General features: G+C 36.8%; 13 protein-coding genes. 2 read left to right on the top strand and 11 right to left on the bottom strand.

Features of this window, described 5'->3' with window-relative positions:
• Window positions 1–18: 18 nt before the first annotated feature.
• From ACFQ39_RS13450 to ACFQ39_RS13420, 7 genes are all read right to left on the bottom strand, one after another.
• On the bottom strand, window positions 19–2,205 hold the full coding sequence (locus ACFQ39_RS13450) for a DUF5916 domain-containing protein (RefSeq protein ID WP_377179785.1): 2,187 nt from the start codon (window positions 2,203–2,205) through the stop codon (window positions 19–21).
• A 118-nt stretch (window positions 2,206–2,323) separates the two neighbouring features.
• Window positions 2,324–3,448: a chromate efflux transporter gene (chrA, locus tag ACFQ39_RS13445; protein WP_377179783.1), complete on the bottom strand. Its 1,125-nt coding sequence runs from the start codon at window positions 3,446–3,448 to the stop codon at window positions 2,324–2,326.
• A gap of 38 nt (window positions 3,449–3,486) precedes the next feature.
• Window positions 3,487–6,228 carry a formate dehydrogenase subunit alpha gene (gene fdhF, locus ACFQ39_RS13440; protein ID WP_377179781.1) on the bottom strand — a complete coding sequence of 914 codons (2,742 nt, stop codon included), beginning with the start codon at window positions 6,226–6,228 and terminating at the stop codon, window positions 3,487–3,489.
• 5 nt (window positions 6,229–6,233) lie between these two features.
• Window positions 6,234–7,886 carry a NuoF family protein gene (locus ACFQ39_RS13435; protein WP_377179779.1) on the bottom strand — a complete coding sequence of 551 codons (1,653 nt, stop codon included), beginning with the start codon at window positions 7,884–7,886 and terminating at the stop codon, window positions 6,234–6,236.
• Entirely contained in the window at window positions 7,867–8,688 is an 822-nt protein-coding gene (gene fdhD / locus ACFQ39_RS13430; protein WP_377179777.1) for a formate dehydrogenase accessory sulfurtransferase FdhD, read from the bottom strand. Before fdhD ends, ACFQ39_RS13435 begins: the two co-directional genes overlap by 20 nt.
• A gap of 124 nt (window positions 8,689–8,812) precedes the next feature.
• Window positions 8,813–10,015: an alginate lyase family protein gene (locus ACFQ39_RS13425; RefSeq protein ID WP_377179775.1), complete on the bottom strand. Its 1,203-nt coding sequence runs from the start codon at window positions 10,013–10,015 to the stop codon at window positions 8,813–8,815.
• A 190-nt stretch (window positions 10,016–10,205) separates the two neighbouring features.
• On the bottom strand, window positions 10,206–11,066 hold the full coding sequence (locus ACFQ39_RS13420; RefSeq protein WP_377179773.1) for a DMT family transporter: 861 nt from the start codon (window positions 11,064–11,066) through the stop codon (window positions 10,206–10,208).
• Window positions 11,067–11,455: 389 nt separating this feature from the next.
• Here ACFQ39_RS13420 and ACFQ39_RS13415 point away from each other — a divergent pair, with 389 nt between their 5' ends.
• Together ACFQ39_RS13415 and ACFQ39_RS13410 are read left to right on the top strand one after the other, a co-directional pair.
• Window positions 11,456–13,081 (top strand): sodium:solute symporter, encoded by a 1,626-nt coding sequence (locus tag ACFQ39_RS13415; RefSeq protein WP_377179771.1) that lies wholly within the window; start codon window positions 11,456–11,458, stop codon window positions 13,079–13,081.
• 71 nt (window positions 13,082–13,152) lie between these two features.
• The gene (locus ACFQ39_RS13410; RefSeq protein WP_377179769.1) at window positions 13,153–14,031 is read left to right on the top strand and encodes a hydroxypyruvate isomerase family protein; all 879 of its coding nucleotides are present in this window, start codon (window positions 13,153–13,155) and stop codon (window positions 14,029–14,031) included.
• A gap of 229 nt (window positions 14,032–14,260) precedes the next feature.
• On the opposite strand, the gene ACFQ39_RS13405 is transcribed toward ACFQ39_RS13410, so the two are convergent.
• The 4 genes from ACFQ39_RS13405 to ACFQ39_RS13390 form a co-directional block, all read right to left on the bottom strand.
• Window positions 14,261–16,714, bottom strand: coding sequence for a DUF4982 domain-containing protein (locus ACFQ39_RS13405; RefSeq protein WP_377179767.1), 2,454 nt, complete (start codon window positions 16,712–16,714; stop codon window positions 14,261–14,263).
• A 193-nt stretch (window positions 16,715–16,907) separates the two neighbouring features.
• Complete coding sequence (locus ACFQ39_RS13400) at window positions 16,908–17,834, bottom strand: nucleoside hydrolase (RefSeq protein WP_377179765.1); 927 nt, start codon at window positions 17,832–17,834, stop codon at window positions 16,908–16,910.
• 7 nt (window positions 17,835–17,841) lie between these two features.
• Window positions 17,842–19,197 carry a glycoside hydrolase family 140 protein gene (locus tag ACFQ39_RS13395; RefSeq protein WP_377179763.1) on the bottom strand — a complete coding sequence of 452 codons (1,356 nt, stop codon included), beginning with the start codon at window positions 19,195–19,197 and terminating at the stop codon, window positions 17,842–17,844.
• A 15-nt stretch (window positions 19,198–19,212) separates the two neighbouring features.
• Window positions 19,213–21,429, bottom strand: coding sequence for an outer membrane protein assembly factor BamB family protein (locus tag ACFQ39_RS13390; protein ID WP_377179761.1), 2,217 nt, complete (start codon window positions 21,427–21,429; stop codon window positions 19,213–19,215).
• Between the last annotated feature and the right edge of the window lie 2 nt (window positions 21,430–21,431).

The raw sequence follows: 21,431 nt of genomic DNA, 5'->3' as shown, positions 1-21,431 counted from the left end.
GTAACAAAATTCGAGACCTTATATATTTAACCAATAAGTTAGTTTGAGCGTAAGTGCTCTGCCGCCTGGTGAAACAGGTGTAGTTTTGTAATTATCATTATACACCACAAAGAGATCAGACAAGGGTTTAAAGCGCCACTGAAGTCTGGAGTTTAAGCCAAATTCTTCGTCTAAACTATTGAATTGTATATAGGTAGACCAAAATAAATTTTTAGTAAATGTAATATCGAATTTAGGTCCTATAAATAATATGGTTTCAGTTGCATAGGGTTTAGGAAGTGTTACATAGTTTATGCTAGATTTAATTGAGGCCACAAAATAAGGTTGAATTCTCAATCCTGCTTCCCCCAACAAAGAGTATTTTTCGCCATTATAGAATTGACCTAAGTCTGTTCTGAAACTATAGCTAAAAGTTTTTCTTAAATCAGAGCGATAAGTAAAATCAAATTTGGTGTAATGATAATCTGTAAAAGCGGGTAATGTTAGGCCGTCTGATCTTGTAGGGTCAAATTCTTCCAGCAAATAGGTATAGGTATGGTTTAAAGCCATTTCTATGCTGGTTTGATTTGTAAATTGGATTTGATATTCAAGATCTACCATGCCGTCTGTAAGTAAAAAATCGAGATCGGGACTAAAGGTGAGGTTACTTCGCAATTCTATGGTATGTGTGTTAATAGAAGAGTTGACCGGATAAAAGATTCTTGTCGCAACAGGGTCTATGGTAAAAATATCTTCTCTTGTTACGAATCCCAGGTCGGCTTGATAATCTTTGCCGATATAAGTTGAGCCAAAATTAAATTTCCAAAAACGTGTATTATAACCTAAAAAACCACCTGAAGAGAATGATTTACCATCATCTCCAGGAATAAATGATTTATGTAAGTAGGCTTTGCCGGACCAAATATTATTTTTTGTCAAATAATTAAAATCCATGCCTAGCACGCGATTAAAAGTTTCATCCTCTGCTAAAAAATCTGGATCATTGGTCACTTGTCTATTCACAAAAATAAATCCAATGTTCGATCTGTCCAATATTTTTTGCTGGAGGGCTATTACCGCATTGTTATTGGTAGGAATTTCGTTCTTTCGATCTTCGGCCGTTTGGATATCGAGTAATCCAATTCTCAAATTTTTTGTCAACTTTCCACTCATTCTGGCACCAGCAATGATTGAATTTTCGATGTTTTCATCATCTAAATTTTTGGCAATCCCAATTCTTCTCGAAAAAAATGGATTCGCCTGGGTATTGCCAAAGCCTCCAAAAAGATCAGCATTATCAATAAAAAACTGTCTTTTTTCAGGTAAGAAAGCTTCGAATCGAGTGAGATTTACTACTTGCTCATCAACTTCAACTTGGGAAAAATCTGGATTAATGGTGAGATCTAAGTTCATACTATTTCCCAAAGGAATTTTGGCATCTCCACCAACGCTAAACGACTGATCAGATTGATTCAATGTGTAATCTTTACGAATATCACCCGAAATGTATGGAATCACTGCAAAGGGAACTCTTGTTTTTTCCAGTGGTCTTTCGAAAATCATATCTCCAGCAAATGCTAAGCTGATCACACTTTGATTTTGAGGTATATTTACCCAAACACTTCTTTCGTTTGATTGGGTGTCAAACCGATAAGAATTAAAACGCCAATGCGTTTCTCCTTCTCGAAACTTAAAATTCGAAAGCGGAATTTTCATCTCAGCAATGTAATAATCGTCATATAATTTGGTAATGTTCTCCCATTTTACATCCCAACTATCATTAAAATCTGAATTATCCGCACCACCACCGGATAAAAACGCTTCACGTTGCACCCCCTCCGAGTTGGTTCCAAATACAAAGGCATTATTTCCGTCGTTAAAAGTGTCAAAGATTAGGGTAATATTGTCATTACCTCTTGCTCTAAAATCTCGTTTTAAAGAAGGAACGATAAAATCATTTCCAATTGCTTCTACGGCAATACCTACATACAAGTATTTTTTGTCGAATAACATTTTAATTTCTGTGTTATTCTTACTCAGCACACTATCGGTTGGGAAATACTGCCAGAAATCTTTGGCGGGTATGGCTCTTGCCCATTGAGGTTCTGTTAACATCCCATCAAGGACAATGGGTTGTTCGGTCCAATATACCGTCACCTGTTTTTCCTGAGCATGACAAACAAAAACAAATAAAAAAATAAGAAACCCCCAATATAACTTCAGCATAAAACCTGTCCTAAGCAAGAATAAAGATACTGGATTGACATGAATCTTATGGCATAATTTTAAGTATAATTTGTGCTTTTTTTCGAATCGAATATCGTTCGTTCATAACAAGGGCAAATTAGATCAAACTCAATAGAAACCCCAATATCGAACCTAATAAAACAATAAATGCGCTATTTAGTTTCTTAAAAACGAAAACGATCATGATACAAATGAGTGAGATCAAAATAGTGCGCCAATCAGTTAGTGTATCTTTTGCCATTTCCAAACAGACAAAAATGATCAGTGCTACGGCAGCCACATTTATGGCGTCTAAGACGGCACCAATTACTTTTGATTTCCTCATTTTTGGAACAAAGGGATTTAATAACAAGACAAAAATAAATGAGGGTAGAAAAATTCCGGCTGTAGCTGCTGCTGCTCCAGGGAAACCATTCATTTGCCATCCGATGAATGTAGCCGTAGATAAGACTGGCCCGGGAGTCATTTGTCCAACGGCCACAGCATCGATCAATGTTTGTCTTGTCAGCCATCCATTTGCGACCAATTCTGCGTCTAAAAATGCAAATAAAACGTATCCGCTTCCATAAAGAATAGAACCAATTTTTAAAAAGGTCAAAAATATTTTAAGACTGCTGATCGGGAGTGGTTGAATCAATTGAAACATAAGCAATGGGGCAAAGCTTTTTATTTTACCTCGGGTCCTTTTTAAAAAATAAAGAAGTAATCCTAGTAAACCACTGGCAAAAAGGGCTACTATTTCATTAAGTCCAAACAAACATGCCATCAGAGTAATAAGACCTAAAATAGCTAGTTCTGTATTTTTTATCGCTTTTTTACCGAGTCTATAGGCCGCCATGGCTATGATTGAAATTACAGCCGGTTTGATGCCATAAACATAGGGTTCTACTTTTGGCAGTTGACCATATTGTTGATAAAGCCAAGCAAAAATGGCCGTAATGATGACCGCAGGAAAAATAAAACATACACCTGCAACAACAAGTCCTCTCCAACCTGCTCGTTCATATCCACAGTGCATGGTCATTTCAGTTGAATTAGGTCCTGGGATTAGGTTTGTAGCTCCAATGAGGTCCAGAAAATGTTCTTGGGTCATCCATTTTCTCTTTTTCACTACTTCATCTTCCATCATGGAGATATGAGCAGCGGGACCGCCAAAAGAAATTGCGCCTAACTTTAAGAATAGTTTTGCCACCTCTAGTAGTTCAGCTTTTTTGTTAGTCATAATATTTGGATATAACAAAAACTATTATCACTTCTACATTATGTTGAAATCTGCTTAGTTTTAAACTTTCCTTTGCTTTTGCGAATTCTGCACATCACAACTTTGTATTCGGGACACATCGCTTCGCTGTCGTGAACATCACTTGTAATGTTATTAAGCATAATTTCGGGGAAATGAAAAGTAGAACTAAATACGCCAGGACGAACTTCATCAGTAATAAAAGCTTTGATGTCTACTTTACCTCGGGCAGATTCAACACAAACCATTTCTCCATCTTCGATGAAATGATCTGCCGCATCTTTAGGGTGAATCATAAGTACATCTTCTGTTAAAATATCAACATTTCCAGTTCTTCTGGTCATTGTACCGCAATTGTAGTGCTCGAGTTCTCTGTTCGTCGTGATGATGTAAGGATATTCTTCGCCATGAGTTTCAACCTCTTTACTTTCACGCCAATTGATAAATGTGAATTTTCCTTTTCCACTACTTCTTTTAAACTCTTTTTGGTGCAGCATTTTAGTGTCTTTTCCACCCTCAAACACAGGCCATTGCAAGCCATTATCGGTTAGATTTTCCCATGTCACCCCAGCAAAAAAGGGAACAATTTGAGAAATTTCTTCAAGCATTCCTTCAGGAGTATAAGGAGGTTGTGGGTATCCCATCCGGTTCATGATCTCCACAATTATTTCTCCGTCAGATTTGGTGCCCGGAAGAGGATCTACAACTTTGTTTACTCGTTGAATTCTGCGTTCACCATTGGTAAACGTCCCACTTTTTTCTAAGAAGGATGTTCCTGGAAGGATCACTGTAGCGTATTTTGCAGTTTCGGTCATGAAAATTTCTTGAACGATAAGCAAGTCTAAATTATTCATTGCCCGGATCACTTTTTGGGTGTTTGGGTCTGTTTGTACAACATCTTCACCAATAAGCCAAAGGGCTTTTAAACTACCATTGATCGCAGCATCGAACATTTCAGGAATCTTATATCCAACATGATCAGGTACTTTTGAACGATAAAAAGTGTTATACCGCGCATTTATTTCAGGATCTGTCACATCGTAATATCCGGCTCCCTGATGAGGTTGTGCTCCCATATCAGCTGCACCTTGTACATTATTTTGCCCCCGCAAAGGATTTACACCAGCTCCTTTTTTTCCAATGTTACCAGTGATCATGGCAAGATCAGAAATAAGCTGTACAGTAAATGTACCCTGCGAATGTTCTGTAACTCCTAAGCCATGAAATTCCATCCCTGCATTTGCCTTGGCATAAGCCAGACTTGCCTCACGAACAAGATGCTTGTCAACTCCGGTTATGCACTCCAGTTGGTCTATGTCTAGTTTTAAGATCTCTTCTTTAAATTCTTTGAAACCTTCTGTTCTATTGTCAACAAAATCTTTGTCTACAGCGTCTTCTGTGATAATAAAATACAACATCATATTGAGCAGCGCAACGTTTGTTCCGGGTCGGAGTTGTAGATGGTAAGTGGCATACTTTGCAAGTTCGATCCGTCTTGGATCTATCACAATACCTGTTACACCTTTCATTAATTTCTGCTTCATTTTAGCTCCTGTAACCGGGTGGGCATCAGTGGGATTAGCTCCAATAATCAAGATACAATCGGTATGGTTCAGATCCTCGATAGAATTTGTGGCTGCACCTGTTCCAAAAGCGCGTTGCATGCCTAAGGCTGTGGGTGAGTGACAAACCCGGGCGCAACAATCGATGTTATTTGTACCGATGACAGCCCTCATGAATTTTTGCATGAGGTAATTCTCTTCATTTGGTGTGCGAGCAGAAGAAATTCCGGCAATGGCATCTGGACCAAAATTCGTTTTTATCTCTGTCAATTTGGAGCAGATAAAATCATAAGCTTCCTCCCATGTAGATTCAACCAAATCGCCATTTTTCCTGATCAAGGGTGTACGCAGTCTATCCGGGTGATTGTAAAATTTGAATGCGTAGCGACCTTTCAAACAGGTATGCCCGCCATTGGCTTCTGCCTCATAAGGTGCTTGAATAGAAAGAATTTTACCATTTTTTGTTGAGACTTCCAAATTACAACCTACTCCACAATAAGTGCAGACGGTCCGTGTTTTTTCGCTTGATGCAACAACAGATTTAGATTCAAAAACATCACTGATAGCAGAAGTTGGGCAAGCCTGAGCACAGGCACCGCAACTCACACAATCAGATTGCATAAAAGACTGGTCGAAACCCTTAATAATATGGGCATCAAATCCACGACCTGCCATATTTAAAACAAATTCACCCTGAACCTCATCACAAGCCCTTACACAACGATAGCAATTGATACATTTACTCAAATCACTTGTCATATAAGGGTGAGACCTATCTTTTTCTCGATCTAAATGATTTGCGCCTTCGGGATAACGAACAGCACGAATTCCAACCTGAGCCGCAACGTCTTGTAATTCACAATTCCCATTCACTTCGCAAGTGAGGCAATCTAAAGGATGATCCGTCAAGACTAACTCAATAATATTTTTGCGCAACTTTTGAATATTTTTTGAGTCGGGGTAGATAAAAGCATTTTCAAAAACCGGACTATGACAACTCGCCATGGCCTTGGTTTTTCCATCTTGTTGTAAGGCCACGTCAACACTACAAACACGGCAACTACCAAATGGTTCTAAATTGGGCGCATCACATAAAGTTGGAATCGATTTTTTGCCAAGATTTCTCCTTAAAAAAGAAAGCATGGTTTCTCCTTTCTCGATAGGAAAAGGCTGATTATTTATATAGGCAAATTTGGTCATAACAGTTAATTTTCAAAATGGTTCTTCAATTCATTTTCAAAATATTGCAAGGCATTTTTAGCAGGAAGGGGTATGCCTCCTCCATGTGCACACAGGGAACCTTGTTCTAAGGTTGATAGCAGATCATCGAATAATTCTCGTGAAATCTTATAGTCTGAAGTAGTGGTTTTATGAAGTAATTCATGAGCGCGTTTCGTACCTAATCGGCAAGGAAAACATTTGCCACAACTTTCAAAAGAAGCGAATTCGAATAAATGTTCTAGATATTGAATCATCGGAAAATCTTTTGGAATACAGATCACAGAAGCATGCCCGAGTAAAAAACCTGCCTTTGAAAAAGATTCAAAATCAACAGTTAAATCAGTAATTTTTTCTATGGGTACAATTCCGCCAAGCGGACCTCCAATGTGCAATGCTTTCACGGGAAGTTTAAAACCTCCGGCCATGTCAAACAAAACCTCCTTGAGTGAAGTGCCCATTTCTACTTCATAAATTCCCGGTTTTTTAAAAAAACTATCGAGGCTCATTAATTTGGTGCCACTCGATTTTTGCGTACCCATAGATTTATATCTTTCTCCTCCTTCGGTGAGAATAAAATGCAAGGCAGCCAAAGTTTCTACATTATTGACTACAGTAGGTTTATTGAACAGTCCTTGGGTGGTGGGGTAGGGTGGCCGCGTACGTACTTCCGGTCTTTGACCTTCTATACTATTGATCAGAGCGGTTTCTTCTCCGCATATATAAGCTCCCTGTGCTTTAATTATTTTAAGATCGAAATTGAAACCGGTTTCTAAGATATTCTTGCCTAAAAGTTGATGGTCTCTAAGTTCTTGAATTGCTAGATTGATAATTTCTACTGCTTCAGGATATTCAGCTCTGATATAAATAATTCCCCATTCTGCACCCGAAGCAAAACCCGCCATCAACATTCCGAAAAGCAAGGAGTGTGGTCTTTGCTCTAAAATAAACCGATCGGAATAGGCGCCCGGATCTCCCTCATCTGCATTGCAAATGATAAATTTTTGCTCACTTTGTTCACTCGCACAAGCTTCCAATTTAAAACCCATCGGAAAACCCGCTCCACCTCTTCCCCTTAGTCCGGATTTTTTAATTTCTTCTAAAACCTCTTTTGGACCTTTTTGTAATAGGCTTTTCAATGAATCATAGTGTGTCTTAAAACCCATGAAAGGCAGTGTGAGAACGGCTTTGTTCGCTTGAATATGGAATTTGTCAGTTTTTGGATTGGAATTTTGATCAACAATATTTAAGATCTCATTTTCTGTTTTGGCAGAGTAATTTTTACCATTGAGATAAAAGGCTGCATTTTCATGACAACGTCCCAGGCAAGTCATATGACCAATTTCATCGGGTATGAATCTTTTTTCCAAGCTACTTTTGACCGAAGGTTGTGTGCCGGCACATAAACAAGCAGATCCATTACATATATAGACTTTCTTATCCTTATTTTCAGGTTTCATAAAATCATAGAAGGAGGTGGTGCCATAGGTGTTGGCTTTTCCCATTAAAAACTCCTTAGCTAATTGATCTAAATCTGATAAATATGGCGTACCCGTTCCTTTGGATGCTGTACCCATTTTTTCAAAAAGGTTATCAAAAATACCTTTTCTGCCAGATAGTTCACTTAAATTCTTCGACATTTTTTTGAATTTTTGACTTGATTCTATGTGTATGCGCGTAACAGGTTGCCTTGTCATCTCTGCAAAATCCCAATAAAGTAATCCCTAATTCTTTAGAAAAATCCACTGCTAAAGTTGAAGGAGCAGATACTGCAGCAAGAATAGGGATATGGGCTCTAAATGCCTTCATGACAATTTCGTAAGATATTCTTCCGGAAACAATCAACACCTTCACTTTGTTTAAATTGTTTTTAATAATGAGGTCCCCAATTACTTTGTCTACTGCGTTGTGTCTTCCTATGTCTTCCATCACACTGAGTAAAACCCCTTCACCTGTAAATGCCGCAGCAGCATGACTTCCTCCTGATTTCTTAAAGGTTTTTTGACTGTTGTTGAGCATGTCAAACATATTTTCTATCTGACCAGCTTCAATTTCCAAGCCATCTTCTAATTTACCTTCCAGTTCATCTAGTTCCGTTTTTCCGCAAATTCCGCAACTACTGAGTGAGAGGAAATTTCTGCTATTGCGATAGCCCGATTTTAATCGGTGTTCCGGCACTAAGATATCAACTGCTTTTGTGATGCCATCTTCATTTTTTTTGAGGACGTTTATCTGTAGATCCTCGGCTTTATCGGTGTAGATATCTTCTGTAAACAAATAGCCATGAATAAATTCATTGTCGTTTCCAGGAGTTCTCATGGTCATTGAAAAGGCTGTTCCATTCAAAGACATTTCCAAAGATTCTTCAACGGTTAGCGCATCTTCGACCATTTGAGAGCTATGAGCAAAGAATTTTTTTCCTTGATAAAAGGTAAAGGCCATCGACGATTATTTTAGTTTTGTAAATAGCAAAAGCTCCACTAAAATAAGGATTTAGACCGTATTTCATGATAGGTAACATGATTTTATGAATTTAATAAACTTGCCGAAACAATTATTTAGTTTCTTAATCAATTTCATCAAGCCAAAGTAATGGGTTTCGTATTGGGAGATTTCTTTTCACTTCATCTACTTTTGGAAAGTGGGTATGACTTGACCACAACTCGAAATAATTGGAATCCTCAAAGGCAATGGCCCCAAACAGAAATGCAGGTTGGGCAACTGGCCATTGATCCCAATACATAACATCAGGTGTTAATGGCCATTTTTTCTTTTCTTTTACATAAGGCTTCATAAATTCTAAACCAAGCTTTATATTTTTATTGACAGGACTTATAAAATGCCATAAATCATTCTCTTTATCGGATAAAATCAAGCAGTTCATGACCATGGCATCTAAATTAAAAAGAGAATAACCAAAGGGCTTTGTTCTTTTTAATTCTAGAGGAAAACTACCATTTTCAGCCATTTGATCAGGTAGTAGATTATTTTTGAATCGCTCTCTGCAAAAATTTAATATGCTGTCATTATTTGTGAATTTAGCGTATAAAGCCACTTGCATATTCCAACAGGTACCGTGATTATTTGGATGAATCATTTCAGCCTTACCATAGGGGTGTTCTTTTAACCAAATTAAGAACTCGGAAAACCAATACTTAAATGACACCAGAATTTCAGGGTCAACTTGCTTATAATGATCTAAAACGACAATTGATTGTACTACTTCCATGAAGTGTATCCCGTCGATGATGCCAATTCCCCGACCTGTAAATCGACCTTTTATAGCTTGCGCATAATTCAAATGCGGATTCATTTTGGTGTCCTCATTTATAAACCAAGCTTTACAATGCTCTAAAGTTTTAAGTGCATAAATACTGTCTTTAGTAATTAAGTAAGCTGAAGTCAGGTTTCCAACAATTTCGCTAAATCGCATTAAAGCCTCCCTGTGTTCTGTGAAATTATCTGGATTCGTCATGCCATCTCGCTGAATAAAAGGACCGTCTAGATTTGTCGTATCAGGCCACCAATAATCACCCTCAGAATAAAAATCGTGTAAACCTCCGACACTGCGATCCGCTTTTTTTGCAGTGACTGTAACTGGTTTTTTTAATAGGTTTTCTTTTGCCAGTGCCAAAATAGAATCTTTTAAAATATTCTCTGCTTGAATTTGAAAAGTCAAAACAGGTTTCGAGCATGCTATGAAGACCAAGAAAATAAAAAGAGAAGCTAATTTCAGGAACAAGTTTGGCTTCGTTTTTATTGAATTCATATTAATCAGCTTTTAACTTCAAATTAAACTGGATTTTTCGGCAGTTTGCATATATATTAAACACCATTTTACTTGTAGAGCATCCAAACTTATTATTTTTTAAAGATAATGTCAATTGATAATTGAAAGTGGTCTCAAATCAACGTCCCTTTACTTGCACTAAGATATGACATAATATTTTAGGGCTTCTTTACTTTTTAAGAGATCTCATACTTTCAAGGACAACGGAAAGTAAGATTAGAGATCCTCCTATTATGGCATTCATAGAAGGGTATTCTTTAAGTAAAATCATACCTATTATAATCCCATAAATCGGTTGAGCGCTGCTAATAATACTTACGGAAGTGGTTGAGAAATGTTTGAAGCTATACAAGAACAACGTATGGCCAATTGCTGTTGTAACGAGCGCTAGTGTTAAATTCGCAGGAAATTGGGGTAAGATACCTGAAGTATCTAAAAACAGAAAAAAAGGTGAAAGACAGATAGTAATAATAAGTAGTTGATAAAACATCATGATCGATCCATTGTACTTGTTTACTTTCGATTTCATAATGATATTTCGAAGTGCGTAACAGGTTGCCGAAAAAACACCCAATCCTATTGCTTTTGAATAATCGTTTTCAAAATTGAAATCGGGTACTAAAAAATAAATACCAAAAAGCACCAAAGCACCTAATAGTAAATGCATTTTTTGAAATTTGGTCTTTAAAAGAAGTGGTTCTAAAAAAGCGGTAATTACAGGGTAAGTGAATAAAGATAGCATACCAATAGCCACATTGGATAGTTTTAAGGAGTAAAAATAAGTAATCCAGTGCAGGGCCATTAAAATTCCACCTAAGAAAATCATCCTTCTATCTTCACCAGCTACCTTGAAATTAAAACCCTTCCATTTACAAAAAATAAAGATAAATATGCCTCCAAGACAGGCTCTTAATCCAATTGTAATAGGTACTGGCATATCGATATACCTTCCAAGTGCCCCAGAAGTACTAATGCAGATTAGCGCAAGATTAAGTTCTAAAATATGCTGAAGCCCAATATTTTTGTTCATAATAAATTTTTGGATCAAAATCTGCGTAAAACTAAACAATCACTTTTGATATTTTTAAAAATATCAAAAGTGATCAATTTTTTTAGCATTATTTCTGAATTAGCAATCTCTAAGATAGTTTGCGATTGTTTTGGTTTACTTCAAATTCTTGGCATATTTTAACTCGTTTATAAAAATATTTTAAGAAATATTTTAAATAGATTAAAAATAATTTGGAGAAATGAGATAGTGTACTTACTTTCAGCTGTTTTTTGGTATTTTAAAAATTTTAGTGTTGATTAAAGTTTTTTATCTTCCCAATGATACAAATGAAATTTTAGTTTAACAGGCTGTTTATTAATTATTTATGGTAGCTTGTCGATGAATTTAACTTAATTGATTATCAATAAATGAAAGGACTGGATTCTTTAGATTGGATCGTGATCGTGGCCTATTTCGTTGTGCTATTAGGCATAGCGGCTTGGGTGATTATGCAAAAACAAAAAAACACGACAGATTATTTTTTAGCCGGTAGAAATATTGGTTGGTTTGTTGTAGGAGCGTCAATTTTTGCTTCTAATATTGGATCTGAGCACGTAGTAGGGCTTGCAGGAAATGGAGCAGGGGATAAAATGCCCTTACTGATTTATGAATTGCATGCATGGATCGTATTAATGCTCGGCTGGGTGTTTTTGCCCTTTTATGCGCGCAGTGGGGTGTTTACCATGCCGGAGTTTTTAGAAAAGAGATTTGATTCTCGATCGAGATGGGTACTTTCAGTCGTTTCGATCATCGCCTATATTTTGACCAAAGTTTCTGTTACCATTTATGCCGGGGGAGTTGTTGTCTCTGCCTTGCTGGGTATACCGTTTTGGATAGGGGCAGTAGCTACTGTTGTTTTGACGGGAATTTATACCGTTTTGGGAGGAATGAGAGCTGTAGTTTATACCGAAACCATCCAAGCAATTGTTCTGGTAATGGGAGCCGGTGTGCTTACCTATATGGGTTTAAATGCTGTAGGAGGCTGGGGAGAACTAAAAGCAACAGTGGGTCCGGAGTATTTTAATATGTGGAGGCCCAATTCAGATCCTGATTATCCATGGTTACCATTGTTTATTACAAGCACAGTAGTTGGGATATGGTATTGGTGTACAGACCAGGTGATTGTTCAAAGGGTGCTCACTGCCCGAAATATCAAAGAGGGTAGAAGAGGAGCTATATTTGGTGCTTTACTAAAATTAATGCCTGTATTTTTATTTTTAATTCCAGGTGTTGTGGCATTGGCTTTAAAAATGCAAGGAAAATTAGAGTGGGATAGTCCTGATCAAGCTTTTCCTGTGTTGATGAGCAATTTACTGCCTTCAGGTTTAAGGGGTCTTGTAGCTGCAGGACTGTTAGCGGCTTTGATGAGTTCACTGGCTTCTGTGTTTAATTCGTGTTCAACACTTTTTACCTTAGATATTTATAAGAAATTACATCCTAACAAGCCCGAAAAGGAATTGGTTAGAACCGGTCGTATTGCAACATTCGTGGTGGTTGGACTTGGATTATTGTGGATTCCTGTAATCTCTCGTTTATCTGATGGACTGTATGAATACCTGCAAAATGTTCAAGCCTATATTTCACCTCCGATTGCAGCTGTATTCTTATTGGGGATATTTTATAAAAGAATAAATGCCAATGGGGCCATTGCAACACTCACAACAGGATTCTTTATTGGATTTGTAAAACTTACGCTAGAGATTACGAAGGATAGTTATGACCCAGGAGGTTTCTTGTATAAATTAGCCGACATAAATTGGTTAGTATTTGGAGCTTATTTCTTTGCGTTGTGCATTGCCATTGCGATAGGGGTTAGTTTGTTAACTCCGGCGCCGTCTGAGGAAAAAGTAGCAGGATTAACCTATGCGGGAATTACAGCAGAACAAGATACTGAAAACAAAGCGAGTTATAACTGGGTAGATATTTTGGTGTCAATTGGCGTATTAGGTCTCGTAGGCTATATCATGCTTTCTTTTAGTACCTTATTATTGTAATTGCATTTGAAACGAAAATGAAGAACTCTTGAATATTTTTACCTACCTAAAGCTAGAAAAAACCAAATGAGATGAATAGACGTGATCTTATAAAGAAAATTAGCTTAGGAGCGGGAGCATTGAGTATTGGAGGATTAGTCAGTGGATTTTCAAATCTAACTAATTTTGAAAAGCAAAATCTACTTTTAAAAGGAAATGTAAATCATTCTGTTTGTTATTGGTGTTATAATTCTATTCCACTAGACAATTTTGCAGAGGTTTGTGCCGAAATAGGTTTAAAAGGAATTGATTTATTAGGGCCAAATGAATGGTCAATCGCTCAAAAATATGGATTAACTTGTTCATTGGGGACCGATCATTTTGCGGATATTATGAACGGTTTTAATAATCCTAATAATCACACATATCTTCAAAAGAATTATACTGAGCTTATTTCAAAAGCTGCTGACGCCGGATTAAAGCAGGTGATTGTTTTTTCGGGAAATAGAAATGGGATGGATGATGCAACAGGGATTGCAAATTGTGCAATAGGGCTTGAACCTCTGTTAAAATTAGCAGAGAAAAAGGGGATAACGATTGTAATGGAACTGCTAAATAGTAAGGTAGATCATAAAGATTATCATTGTGACCATACACCTTGGGGGGTAAGACTTGTAGACAAAATAAGCTCTTCTAATTTTAAATTGCTTTACGATATTTACCATATGCAAATTATGGAGGGTGATGTGATTGCAACCATCAGAGAATATCATTCCTACATCGCTCATTACCATACTGGTGGGGTTCCAGGAAGACATGAAATTAATGATCGTCAAGAACTCAATTATCCGGCAATCATAAAAGCAATTGTAGATTCAGGGTTTACAGGTTTTATAGCGCAAGAATTTATACCTACCTATCCTGATAAGCTTTCTGCCTTAAAAGAGGGTATTCTGATTTGTGATGTTTAGATTAATTATTTTTTTTGAGTAGTTCTGCATATTTAGATAAATGGAATCTTAAGGCAAGGATTAAAATAGATAGTAAAAGCCAAACAAGCTGATGTTGTTTTAATGTTTCATGATTTAAAAATTCTTTCGATTCAAATTTAAACTAGGCCATTTTTAAATTTTGCAAGCAATAATTGAAGGCATATTTATCAAGTAAAAATTAGAAGAGAATTTGTTAAAACATAAGTTTTTATGGCACTGCGGTCAATACTAGTTTCTCGCTCTTTAAACCTTTACCGGTTACAGTCAGATCTATTTCTCCCGTTTCTTTTCCCGATTGTACCAAAACCACGAGTTTTCCACTGAATAATTTCATGGTAGGTTCGTGAAACATTTCCAAAGAAGTAGGATCACCATTGCAAACGGCTCTAAACAAACCTTTACCTTTTACTTGAAAGTTGAGTTGATCTGTCGCGGTGGGACATGGAATCCCTTTATTATCTACAACAGAAACGGTAACAAAAGATAGATCTTCTCCGTTTGCTTTTAGTTCAGTTCGATCAGGTTGAAGGACTATTTGATATGGTTTTCCAGCTGTTTGTATTTCTTTTTCAGCTTTAGGATTTCCATTTTTATCAAAAGCAATGACTTTTAATGTACCGGGCTCATATTTTACATCCATCCACATGAGGCGATATCTATTCTGAGGAGATTGATTGTTTTTGGTCTGAATGCCCATACTTTTGCCATTCACAAAAAGTTCTGCACTGTCATAATTTGAATAAACAAAGACAGGGGTTTTTTCTCCCTCCCGACCTTCCCAATTCCAGTGAGGTAAGATGTGTAGCGTCTCTTCTTGTTTGTTCCATCTGCTTCTGTATAGGTAATACCTGTCTTTGGGAATTCCTGCCAGATCACATATTCCAAAATAGGAACTTCTCGAGGGCCATTTTTCGTCATAAGGAGTTGGTTCGCCGAGGTAGTCAAAACCTGTCCAAACAAATTCACCCATCACCCAAGGCTTATCGTCTTGTAATACAAAGTCGTCATCCGGTACATTAGACCAGCTACAATATTCAAGGTCATATGAACTCGATTGAAAATCATCGTATTGTTTCATGGCAGCTTTTTCAACTGGAAATTTATAAATGCCTCTTGAACTTACAGTAGAGGCCGTTTCAGATCCTAAGATAAATGCCTGCGGAAATTTTTCATAGGCGTCTTCATATAAATGTAAACGATAGTTAAGTCCGGGGATGTCTAAAACAGCACCAAAACCATTGGCCAAGGTATTCTCAACTTGATCCATACCCACGGTAACCGGTCTTGTGGGATCTTCCCTGTGAAATATTTCCTGCAACCTTTTGGCTTGTTTCACACCTTCTGCACTCCATTGATCTGAGACTTCATTCCCTGAGCTCCACATCACAATACATGGGTGATTTCTTGTGGCATGTATGAGGTTGACCAAATCCTTTTCAACGTCAGTTTGATAAAAACGGTTGTAACCATTTTTTACTTTTGGTTGTGCCCATTCATCAAAACTTTCGGCCAAAAACATAAAACCAAGTTCGTCGCATAACTCAAGTTGTTCAAAAGAAGGCATGTTGTGTGAACTGCGGATTGCATCCACGCCCATATCTTTTAAAATGAGCAATTGTCTTTTGAGCGCGGATCTATTGATGGCTGTTCCTAAAGGACCAAGGTCATGATGTAAACATACCCCTTTGAATTTACGGTTTACACCATTTAAACTAAATCCAACATTAGCTTCATATTTAATTTCCCTTACTCCAAATCTCGTTTCTACGATATCAACTAAAGTATCGTTTTTATATAATTTAGAAACTGCTTTGTACAGATTAGGAGTTTCCGGACTCCATAATGCAGGATTTTTTAAAGGAATATTGAATTCTATTTCATCTCCAAAAATAGCAGAACTCTCCCCTGAATTTATGACATTTCCATTGAGATCTGTAATATCTGTAACAAGGTTTAAGCCTGTACCATTTACTTTGGTCTTTATATTCACTTTTGCCAAAGTATCTGTGACATAAGGCGTGGTAATAAAAGTGCCCCATTGGGCTATACTAACATCATTTTTGATTATGATCTTAACTTTTCTGTATAATCCTGCTCCCGGATACCACCTGGAGGATTCAGGAGAATTATTTAAATGAACAGCTAATGTATTTTTTCCTTTTTTTGAGAGATCATCCGTAATATCGAAATAAAAATAGTTGTAACCATAATTCCATTCACCGATCTTTTTACCATTTAAGAAAACTTTAGGTTCGCTCATGGCTCCTTCAAATAAGAGAATCACCTTTTTGTTTTTGTCGAGCTCGGGAAGTATAAATTGATTCCTGTACCATGCCTCACCAATATGAGGCAAAGCCCCCGTACGTCCTGTTTTTTCGCTTGCAATCTCTTCTCCATTTTGAATGATGGCTACCATTTGCTTATCTATTTCTTTATCGAATGGTCCATAAATGGCCCAGTCATGAGGAACAGTCACCTGTTCCCATTTTGAATCATCAAAAGAGGGTTGAAATGCTTCTTTATTTGTCCCTTTTTTAAATTTCCAATTGTCTGTCAGTTCAATTATCGTTCTGTTTTGACAAATTGTAAGCTGAGATATACCTATTAAAAGCAAGGAAGTAAGAAGCGTTTTTTTGAACAATATTTTTTTCGTTTCATCCATTTTTCATAATAATAAAGAGAATTTTACTACGTTAACACTTTAAAGTTTATTATTAATTCTGCAATTTTTTCAAGGTTAGAATATGTTTGGGCCAATTTATTGGAGCAAGATGCTTAGCTATGCCCATTTTAGTTTGATAACCTGTTGTCCGCAACATTTTACTGTAAATAATTTTAATTTAATGGCTGAAATGTTAATCTAATAATTTAAAATGATAAAATGTTTGAAAGAAATCATTTTTCATTTTTTCTGGATCTATCCAATATATATAATTGACCAATTTACTCCCATTATCTTTCGAGGTTACCAATTGTTTTTGTTTGGTAAATTCCGGATGAATAATGGCTTCAATTAATGCCAAATCCCAAAGAATTCGTTCCTTTCTTCCACCGTCAAAATGATCAAACCATCTTTTTATCAAAAATTCTCCCAAAGGATTCAATTCCTCTATCTTCTTTTTCGATTCAATAAAATTGAAGGTTAAATTTGCAGCTGCCGTTGTTGGAATAATAGTCATTTCAACTTTACTATTTAATAATATCTCTAAAGCTTGGACGTCCATTACGCTATTAAAATCGTTTCTTTTTAAAATATCATTTTCAAAATCGTATGCGGTACCCAGCCAATACAAATTAATATGATTTTCAATATTGGGTTCAATGAAAATTGCAGAGGCGATATTAGTAAGCGCACCCAACGCTACAATATTCAATTTTTCACCATTCTTGAGTGCTTTTGCTTGATTGATTATTTCATATGCAGCGGCAGAATGTTGAGCCAAATCACCCCAATCGAACATTCTTTCATAACCACCTCTTAGCGTTTTAATATTATGAGGAAAATAAGCAACCAATACTTGGTTGAGTCTATGGCTATTTTCCATCGATTGTTCTACCGCCCAATGCGCGGTTTGCCATTGTGTTGCATTTAATGCAGTAATATTCCATGTGGGTTCCATCAAAGCTCTGACCAAAGCATAAAGATCATCTACTTCGTTGCCTGTATCGGCATCAATTATTACATTCCATTTCTGTTGAGCAATTAAGGTAAAATTTATTTGAAGAATAAATGCGAAGCCGAACAATAGAATCTTTTTTAAATACAGGTTATTGCTTTTCATGGATCTTTTAGTTTAGTATTTCTACAATCAAAACCCAATCATTTCCCTTACCTTTTGTTGGCGGTGTTATTAATTGTGTATTTTTATTGATCTGGGGACCTTTAAATTTTACGCCAGTTCTTGGGTCGAACCAATGGGTTTCAAAGTTATTACCATTTAAATTTGTAAAATCTATTTTAGTTCGTTTTCCGGTTGGAAAATAGATCATTGCATAAGAACCTTCGCTATCTCTTGTTGCTATGACATAATTTTGATCTTCTATTTGGTTATCAAGAATCATCGACTGATCCGGTATTCTAGTATAATAAGCCTGTGAAAGCATTAATGATTTTAGGTGTTTTACTTGATTTGCCATGGGTAAGTCTAGTGCCATTGGCCATGGCCTTAGCGGGCCGTTAACACCTTTTCTGTCTAACTTGTACATTTGCCAAACATCGTGGCAACCATAAGTTTGACCACAGGCTCCTGCAAAAACATTCCAATACATGATCCTTCTAATATCATCTGCGCTACTATATCCTAATTCTTTGGCATTAAAGCAATTAGGATGATCTTCGTACAATGGTTCTCCATCTAATACGGGCTTTGTGGGTATTAAATTATAATCGTGTTGAATATTTTTATAGGTAGGTCTATTCCCACAATGCCCAGTCTGATGCATGTTTAGGTCTAGCCATTTTTGCTGGTGAAACCAGGTAGATGATCCGCCTAATTCTTTAGGTTGCGGGTGAAAAGTCATAAAGGTCTTATCATAACCACCCACACCTTTTACAATTCCTTCGGCCAATGCATTCCAAATATTTATGTCCTTACTTCCATTTCTTGGATTTCTATCGCCTCCAATTACCCAAATTATATTGTCATAATTTTTATATCGATTTCCTATCCACTCTCCATATACAGCCGCATTGATTTCGTTAAATATTTCTGGCCCTATTCCCCATGATTCTTTAAACAATTTGTCACCCCAAGTGGGTAAGAGCGCTATGTAAATTCCTAACTCGTCCGCTAATTGGATGATCTTATCTATATGAGAAAAATAGGCTTCATTGGGTTGAGTAGGATCATTATTTATGATAGGGATTTCACCATAAAAATTGGGTGTATTAAGTCCGTCTAATTCTGCCAAAGCTACTGCTTGAACCACATTAAATCCTTGCTCTTGTCTTTTCTTGAGGTACATCTCAGATTCTTCCAGTGAACATCTGTGAAAAAGTTCCCAAGCCGTATCTGCCATCCAAAAAAAAGGTTCACCGTTTTCTTTTTCTAAAAAGCGGCCATTGTTACTTACCCTCAGATTTTGGCTCTGAAGATTTATAAGTGTAAGTAGAAATATGTACACTATTCCTTTGCTAAAATTCATAGATATTTTTAATTTTTAAGGTAATGTAAATGCAATATATTGGTCACCTGATTTACTTCCTAGTTTTCCACCACCACAAGCAATAACGACGTATTGCTTTCCCTCGATCTGGTAAAGGGCTGGGGTAGCATAACCAGGTACAGGCAGGTCGTGTTCCCACCAAATCTCACCTGAAATTTTATCGAAAGCTCGAATTTTAGAATCCAGGGTGGCAGCAATGAAAATTAAACCTCCTTTCGTAACTACCGGTCCGCCATAATTCTCCGTCCCAGTCACTGGAATTCCTTTAGCTTTTAATTCGGGATATTCGCCGAGAGGTACTTTCCAAAGCAGTTTTCCAGTGTTAAGATTTATGGCATTTAGACTTCCCCAAGGTGGTTTAATTCCAGGATACCCATTCGCATCTGTAAATTTATTGTAACCTGTCATTACGAATGGAATTTTGTCTAGAATACTATTTTCAATTTCTGGAACTATATCCTTGCTTTTAATGTCACCTGCAGGTTCCTTTTCTTCGGTATCTAAAATAAAGGCGAGTAAAGGTTCCTTTTCCTGATCAGGCAATTGTGAGAATGAAGGCATCATATTTCGTCCTGAATTTAATAATGCGCTTATTTCTAGTTTCGAATATTTTTTTTGAATATCTATCAATGAAGGAAAGGTCGGACCATTTCCTTTACGATCAATGCCATGGCAGGCAATACAATATTTATTATATACAACTTGACCGATTCCTTTGAAAGAGTGATCATTTAAAGTATTTTTTGGCACATCGATCATTGTCAAAATCCAAGGCATTTCACTATTGTTGACATAAAGAATCTGTGAATCTGGATCAACTGCCGCTCCACCCCATTCTCCACCACCATCAAAACCAGGGAAAATAAATGAAGGCTCTTTATTGGGAGGAGTAAACATGGTATGGTATTTTACTTTTTTGAATTTTTCGAGCAGGGTTGGATAAGTTTCAGGATCCAAATCGTTCAAATCCTCTTCAGTAAAATTTTGTCGGGCAAATGGTTCTGGTAAGGTTGGAATGGGTTGGGTGGGCCATGGTTCTTCGCCTGGAAGCGCATTTTGCGGTACAGGACGTTCTGTAATTTCATAGATAGGTTTTCCCGTTTCCCTATCAAAAATAAAGATGTACCCATGCTTTGTAATTTGAGCCACAACATCAATTTCAATTCCTTCTTTAATAAGCGTAAGTAAATTCGGATTTGCGGGCAAGTCTCTATCCCACAAATCGTGATGTACTATTTGATAATGCCAAAGGTATTTTCCTGTTTGTGCATTAAGGGCTATTAAAGAGTTAGCAAATAAATTTTGACCTTTTCTAATTCCTCCATAAAAATCGCTGGAAACAGAACCGGTTGGAACATAAACAATTCCCCTTTTTTCATCCAAAGTCATTCCCGCCCAATTATTGGCACCTCCCATTGTTTTATAAGCTTCTTTATCGGGCCAAGTTTCATAACCAAATTCTCCTGGATGCGGTATGGTATGAAAGATCCATTGAAGTTTTCCGGTTTTTACGCTATAAGCACGGATATGTCCTGGAGCTGCATCTGCCGTTTCAACAACACGCATCGGAAGTATTAGCAATTCCTTATAAATGATTCCTGGGGTTGTACTCGCGATATATGGATTAAAGCTATTAGGGTCTCGATCAAGGTCAAGACTGAGATCCAATTTACCTTCTTTACCAAAAGAACGAACAAGTTTACCGGTTTGAGCATTAATGCAGAAGGTGGTTGAACCACTGCTGTAAAAAATGCGTTTATCTTTTTTATTTTGAGATTCCCAATAAGTAACACCCCGAATAACATTAAACCAAGGTTCTTGATCATTTTTTTTTGAAACGGAAGAAGTTGGATCGAAAATCCAAAGTTCTTCACCTGAAGAAGCATTTAAAGCAAAGAGTTTTGATTTTGGAGATGTGCCATAAAGAATGCCATCGACGACAATAGGATTACATTGATTTTGAGACCGACCGTTTGCATCCTTATCTTTTGTGCTATATTTCCAAGCAACTTTTAGTTTTTGTACATTGGATTTATTAATTGTACTATCAGATGAATATCGCATGCCATCTTTTGTCCCGGCATAGTTGTTCCAAGAGGAATAATCAGCTTTGCCGGATGTTAATTCTCTTTCATGCGTGCAAGAGTGAATGAACATTACAAGAAACAAACAAATTAAAGATTTACTAAGAATAGGAATCAGTTTTATCATTT

This window comes from Namhaeicola litoreus (assembly GCF_042679565.1).
GTDB lineage: Bacteria > Bacteroidota > Bacteroidia > Flavobacteriales > Flavobacteriaceae > Namhaeicola > Namhaeicola litoreus.
This window is presented reverse-complemented; position numbering and strand designations above follow the sequence as displayed.